1 protein-coding gene is annotated in these 1,116 nt (G+C 31.0%); it reads left to right on the plus strand.

Annotated elements, in window-relative coordinates:
* Positions 1–1,116: class I tRNA ligase family protein (locus tag HMPREF9131_RS01415; protein ID WP_009344970.1), on the plus strand; the 1,116-nt coding region annotated here is incomplete at both ends.

The following is a 1,116-nucleotide window of genomic DNA, read 5'->3' on the forward strand; positions in this document are numbered from 1 at the left end:
AGATCCAAACGGAAAAGAAGAGTATAATAAAAAAACTTTCACTCAAGATGAAGATACACTTGATACATGGTTTTCATCTGCTTTGTGGCCATTTTCAACCCTAGGCTGGCCCCAAAAAACTGAAGATTTAGATTATTTCTTCCCAACAGATGTTTTAGTAACTGGCTACGATATTATTTTCTTCTGGGTTATAAGAATGGTATTTTCTTCTCTTGAACAAATGGGACAACTACCCTTTAAAGATGTACTTTTAAATGGTCTTGTTAGAGATGAATTAGGAAGAAAAATGTCAAAATCATTAGGTAACGGCATAGACCCACTTGATATTATTGACGAATATGGTGCAGATGCTCTTAGATTTACTTTAGTTACAGGAAATACTCCAGGAAATGACATGAGATTTTATATAAAGCGTGTTGAATCATCAAGAAATTTTGCCAACAAGCTTTGGAATGCTACAAGATTTATAATGATGAATTTATCTGATGATATTTCTGATTCTAATTTTCTTATAGATGAACTTCAAGATCAAGATAAGTGGATAATTTCTAAATTAGAAAAGACCATAAAATCAATAACTGAAAAAATTGACAAGTATGAAATTGGACTTGCTGCTGCTGATATTTATGACTTTATTTGGTCAGATTTTTGCGACTGGTATATAGAAATGGTTAAGCCTGTTTTATATTCAGAAGGTCAAAAGACAAATACACAAAAAGTTTTATTATTTGTTTTGGAAAATATTTTAAAACTTCTTCATCCCTTTATGCCTTTTATAACAGAAGAGATTTGGCAAACCCTGCCTCAAAGAAAATCTGCATTGATTGTTGCTGATTGGCCAAAATATAAGGAAGAATTTAATTTCCAAGCTGAAGAAGATGCGATTGAATATATTGAAAATGCAATCAAAAATATCAGAAACACAAGGTCTAATATGGATATTGAAAATTCAAGAAAGGCTAACACGATAATTTTCACTAAGGATGAAAAGATAAGAGATATTTTCCAAAGAAATCAAGGTCAACTTATAAACCTTGCCTATGCAAAATCTATTACTGTTACAAACGATGAAAGTTTAAAAAATAAGGATCAGGTTACTATAGTACTTGACAAGGC

This window comes from Peptoniphilus sp. oral taxon 836 str. F0141, assembly GCF_000179335.1.
In the GTDB taxonomy this organism is placed as follows: Bacteria; Bacillota; Clostridia; order Tissierellales; family Peptoniphilaceae; genus Peptoniphilus_A; species Peptoniphilus_A lacrimalis.